This window comes from Thiothrix eikelboomii (assembly GCF_900167255.1).
GTDB lineage: Bacteria > Pseudomonadota > Gammaproteobacteria > Thiotrichales > Thiotrichaceae > Thiolinea > Thiolinea eikelboomii.
Map to the genome: position 1 here is coordinate 1 of NZ_FUYB01000044.1, position 4,724 is coordinate 4,724.

The window sequence follows — 4,724 nt, forward strand, 5'->3', positions numbered from 1 at the left end:
TTTTTTTTTGCAAAAAAATCCACAATACCTAAACAGCTAGCCGAAGCCAAAGAGAGAGAGAAGTTTTACCAGCATCAGCTAACCCAAACCATCAAACCACTAAGAACACAAGCCAGACACTAAAGCGCGTCAATGGTGGGCGTTTTGGCGCTAAACCCACTGTACTAAAACTTACAATATTTAGTACACCCTACCTTCAAATCGCATCACTACGCTGCATAAGGGTTTATAGCGTGTCATTTTTGTACTAAAAGTTGTACTAAAATAGTGTTACACATCATCTAGAATATTTAGTACAATGATACAAGTTATATGACAGCTTTTAGCAGCAAGAGGTAGCAAATTGAAAATAGGGTATGCAAGGGTTTCAACCACTGGCCAAGACTACGAAACACAGCTTGCCAAGCTGAATGTAGAGGGTTGCGAAAAAGTTTTCAGTGAGAAGCAATCTGGGAAGAGCGCGGATAATCGTTTAGAGCTTCAAAAAGCCGTCGAGTTCGCACGGGAAGGGGACGTGCTAGTCATCACCAAGCTCGACCGCTTAGCACGCTCTATGGGCGATTTATGGGCGATTGTGCGCGAGTTAGAAGCTAAAGGTGTAGCGTTCAAAGTGCTGGACCAGTCGGGCATGGATACCAGCAGCGCCACTGGCAAGCTGTTGTTCAACATTCTGGGTTCGATTGCTGAATTTGAACGTGACTTGATTAATGCTCGTACCGCCGAAGGCCGACAAGCTGCGAAAGCAAAAGGCGTTAAGTTTGGACGCAAGGAAAAGTTAAACGCTGAACAGGTTGAAGCGCTGAAAGCTGATTTTGAAGCTGGCGTTCTGAGTAAAGAAGCGATTGCCCAAAAGTACGGAATAGCTCGCAATAGTGTTTACAGACTGGCAAGCGATTATAAAGCCGCTTAGGACGTATTATGTCCACCCCTTGAAGATTTTTTAGACATCGTTTTAAGCCCAAAACCTGACAAATCAGACAACTATAAAAAAGAACAAGATTAGGACAAGGCTGATAGTAGCCCCATAGAGTCTATTTTTAAAACTAATCGAGTAGTCGTTTCTCGGCTACTTTTAGGACTGATCTATAGAGCCGAAAGCTCTACTTTTCAGACAGATCAATAGGCCATAAAAGCCTATTTTTCAGATTAATCCAGCACCCTCACTATGGTGGATGTGAAACCAATCCCCCCTTGTCCTAAAAATACATCACAACCCTCTCGATATACCCCCCCTTGTTGGTTTGCCTCAGGCGTTCAAGTATCCAAGCTCCCCCCATGCTGTACCCGAAACGGGCATAGCCTCACAAGGTACCTAGGGGTTCTTACCAGCCTGCTTTTCATGGTGGCATAAGAAACTTGAGGCTAGTTTCCAGAAAGTTGGTTTGGTAGTGCGTAAAACACTATTTTTAAAACAGAACAGATACCCGTCTACATGGGGAAACAGGGTAGCCCGTGCGGGGCGGGGGTATATATCGGAGGTCAGCCAGATTTTTTAAGCAAGGTTGGATTCTTTTCTAGCAAGTAGACTGCTAGAGCCTACTTTTAAAACAAATCTAATGCCGCTACTTGAATAACTCTGCATGAGTGCCTGTTCTCACAAACACAACCATCTCTTGTCTGCCCACTTTTTTAAGTCGGTAAATGAGGAGAAAATCTCCCCCCACATGACATTCTCGATGTTCTCCCCACTCACCTACTAATTCATGATCTAACCATTCAGCAGGTAACGGCTCATCATTAGCCATCAGCAACAACATCACTTCCTTGAGTTGCTTCATGTTGTAACGTCCTGAATGAGTAAGACGCTCCCAATCTTTCACAAAATCCTTTGTGTAATCTGTAGTCCGTGGAAGGGTTGCCCGTTTATTTTTCGAGGGCATGGAATAACTCATCGGCGGTGTTGAAACGGGCATTAATGATGCTGTCAGCTTCTTTCATCGCGCGTAAGGTAGTTTCATTGGGTACTTTCAAGGCAAACGGAAACTGTTGATCTGCTGCTACTCTAGTCAACAATAAACGTACAGCATCGGATATAGAAAGCCCCATTGCAGCAAGCGCTTGCCCTGCATTATTTTTAAGTTGCTCATCAACACGAACATGAATCATTGTGGTAGCCATCATTTGAATCTCTATTGAACTGAGATACAGTGTATCTCATCCCGTAGGCCATAGAAAACCGTTGAATAGATCGGTGCAGATGAAGCAACCCTCTTCACCTGCAATCGTTCTCTGCTTCACTCACCAAGCAACAAATGGTATACAATGAATTACAACCAGAGGAATTCAAGATGAAAGTGCAAACGAGTATGCGGATTGAAGAATCCACCTTTAACGAAGCCAAGGCAATTTTGGCAAGCTTAGGCATGAACTTCACGGATGCCGTGAACATTTTCGCCAGTATGGTAGTTCAGGCCAAGGGCTTGCCCTTTGAAGTTAAGCTGCCCAATGCTGAAACGCTGCAAGCGATGAAAGAGGCCGAGTCAGGCGATACGTTGCCGATTGATTTAGAAGCAATGCGCAAGAGCATGGTGAAATGACTAGGCTACTGAAACAAACAAAAACCTATTTGAAAGACAGCAAAAGAACGGTGTTGAGTGATAAGCACTTCACCAAGTTTGTTCAGTACCTCAATGCCCTATCCAAAGATGAAGCTTTACCTGAAGAATCGAAAGATCATGCCCTGATTGGGAACTGGGACGGTTATCGAGAGTTTCATCTAGGTGGGGATGTGTTGGTCATCTACAAAGTTACCAATGATGAAATTATCCTGACTCGTATCGGTACACATTCTCAGTTGTTTGAATAGATCGGTGCAGGTGAAGTGACCCCGTTCCCCTGCAAGCGCTCTTCCCTCTTCCAGCATCCACCTATCCAAGATTAGACAATGAGCCTTGCCGATGCGCTCTTTCTTCGCTCTTTTCTTCTAGGAGCGATAGCGAAAACCTTCTTTCTTTTTAATATATCTTTTTAAGAGTTTTTAGGGCGCGAAAACGTTAGTTAAATCATTAAGTTAGATAGGTCTATCCCAACAAATTGGTTGTTAATCCCAACAAATTGGTTGCTATTCAAACGTTCAATTTTATGTTGACTGTACTTTTATGGTAATTTACTATCAATAAATCAAACGTTGGGATAACAAGGAACTTGTAGCAATTGGCAACTAAAGAACATAAGCAGCAAGTAAGCATCGCTAATGACCTTATTAAAAGCGCTCAAGGCCTAAACATAGGTGAAAAGCGGTTGCTAATGCTTGCTGTATCGAAGCTAGACAGCAAAATCAAGCCAAGTATTCAAGGCGCTGCTGTATCTATAAGCGTCGCTGAAATGGTGGAGATGTTCGGCTTAAACTCCGATAAGGCATACCAAGAAGCAAAGAAAGCAGCCGAAGGCATTATGAAACGGCAAATCAGGATCAAGCCTAATAATGCTGATAGTGAGTTGATTCAATGGGTAGGCAAATCGAAATATAACAAGGGTGAAGGCTGGATTCTCGTTGAATTTTATTATGGGTTATTCCCTTACCTGTTTGAGCTGAAAAGCCATTTCACCAGCTACCGACTAAGCCGCGCTAGTGGACTCCAATCCGTGTATAGCTGGCGATTATTTGAATTGCTGATGCAGTTTAAGAAAACCGGATTGCTGAATATTCTGATAGATGATTTTCACCATAGTCTTGAAACGCCAAAAACCTACCATGCCGATTTTTCATTGCTTAAAGCGCGAGTAATCGAACCCGCAGTAAAAGAAATCAGAGAAAAGGACGGGCTAGCGGTCGAGTGGGAGGCTATCAAGGCAGGCCGAAAAGTGAAAGCGCTCAAGTTCACCTTCCCGACTGAACAGCAACTAAGCTTAGATACTCACCCCAAAGCGCTAAATTCAGCCAATACGCCCCGTACAGAACAGGGAGCTAAAACAAAAAAAGGCGCTAAGCAAGAAATAGAGGCTTTCTTATCCCTTTCTGAAACGAAGAGTCGCTTACAAAGTGCCAAGGAGCTGGCAAGGCTGGCGAAAGTACCAGCAGAAACTTACTTAACTGAAAAAGATAGAGCGTCGATTGCTCACTATGAATTAACGATTTAAAGCTTTATTAACGCCCTGCCCTTGGTGTGCAAACCATCGGGCAGGACTTCACCCTAACGACTACTAAGGAGTCGCTAAAATGCAGGTAAATCCTACCACGGCGCACACTTGCGCACCTACAACCCTAACCCGTCAAGAGCTAGTTGACCGAGTGCTAGCTAAATTTGATGCGGCCAGCCCGTCAATTCAGTGTCTTATTCTTGCCTTTCTAGAAGCCGTGGTTGCTAAGGATTCCACGGCTCTGCATGAGTTAAAAAAACAGTTTCCTTGGAATAAAAAGGTTCAAGCCGCGATTCAGCAGATGATTGATTACATCGAGGAGGTGCAAGCATGAACACCCTCTTCGTTCAAATCACCCCTGAATCAGCTTATCGCACCCTTGGGCGCGGTATTGGCCTCACCTGTGCTGCACTCTGCCTATTCCAGTGGTTCGACTATTACAGCCTGCATCACTGGGGTGCACTGCCAAGCCTAGGCCAACTGCTGATTAGTGGGGTGCTGATGATGGTGGCCTTCACCACGGACGGGGTTCACCTGTTCATGGTGGCTTGTTTTGCTGTTTTAACGGCCTTGTCATTTTAGGGGGTTGCCATGAATACCAATGCTTACCGCCTAGGGCAATTAATCGTTTTAGAGCAGAACAA

8 protein-coding genes are annotated in these 4,724 nt (G+C 44.3%); 6 read left to right on the forward strand and 2 right to left on the reverse strand.

Going from position 1 to position 4,724, the window contains the following annotated elements:
* Positions 1-343 precede the first annotated feature (343 nt).
* Complete coding sequence (locus tag B5D50_RS19845; protein WP_078924381.1) at positions 344-910, forward strand: recombinase family protein; 567 nt, start codon at positions 344-346, stop codon at positions 908-910.
* A gap of 652 nt (positions 911-1,562) precedes the next feature.
* Here B5D50_RS19845 and B5D50_RS19850 read toward each other — a convergent pair.
* Entirely contained in the window at positions 1,563-1,913 is a 351-nt protein-coding gene (locus B5D50_RS19850; RefSeq protein WP_327193648.1) for a type II toxin-antitoxin system YafQ family toxin, read from the reverse strand.
* A complete protein-coding gene (locus tag B5D50_RS19855; RefSeq protein ID WP_078924383.1) occupies positions 1,864-2,121 on the reverse strand; it encodes a type II toxin-antitoxin system RelB/DinJ family antitoxin in 258 nt (85 codons plus the stop codon). Before B5D50_RS19855 ends, B5D50_RS19850 begins: the two co-directional genes overlap by 50 nt.
* A 167-nt stretch (positions 2,122-2,288) precedes the next feature.
* On the opposite strand from B5D50_RS19855, the gene B5D50_RS19860 reads away from it, so the two are divergent.
* The 5 genes from B5D50_RS19860 (at position 2,289) to B5D50_RS19880 (ending at position 4,662) form a co-directional block, all read left to right on the forward strand.
* Positions 2,289-2,537, forward strand: coding sequence for a type II toxin-antitoxin system RelB/DinJ family antitoxin (locus tag B5D50_RS19860; RefSeq protein WP_078924384.1), 249 nt, complete (start codon positions 2,289-2,291; stop codon positions 2,535-2,537).
* Positions 2,534-2,806 carry a type II toxin-antitoxin system YafQ family toxin gene (locus B5D50_RS19865; protein ID WP_078924385.1) on the forward strand — a complete coding sequence of 91 codons (273 nt, stop codon included), beginning with the start codon at positions 2,534-2,536 and terminating at the stop codon, positions 2,804-2,806. Before B5D50_RS19860 ends, B5D50_RS19865 begins: the two co-directional genes overlap by 4 nt.
* Positions 2,807-3,153: 347 nt before the next feature.
* Entirely contained in the window at positions 3,154-4,080 is a 927-nt protein-coding gene (locus B5D50_RS19870; RefSeq protein WP_078924386.1) for a replication initiation protein, read from the forward strand.
* Positions 4,081-4,159: 79 nt separating this feature from the next.
* On the forward strand, positions 4,160-4,414 hold the full coding sequence (locus tag B5D50_RS19875) for a hypothetical protein (RefSeq protein WP_078924387.1): 255 nt from the start codon (positions 4,160-4,162) through the stop codon (positions 4,412-4,414).
* Positions 4,411-4,662, forward strand: a complete 252-nt coding sequence (locus B5D50_RS19880; protein ID WP_078924388.1) for a hypothetical protein — start codon at positions 4,411-4,413, stop codon at positions 4,660-4,662. The genes B5D50_RS19875 and B5D50_RS19880 overlap by 4 nt, the downstream gene beginning before the upstream one ends.
* Positions 4,663-4,724 lie beyond the last annotated feature (62 nt).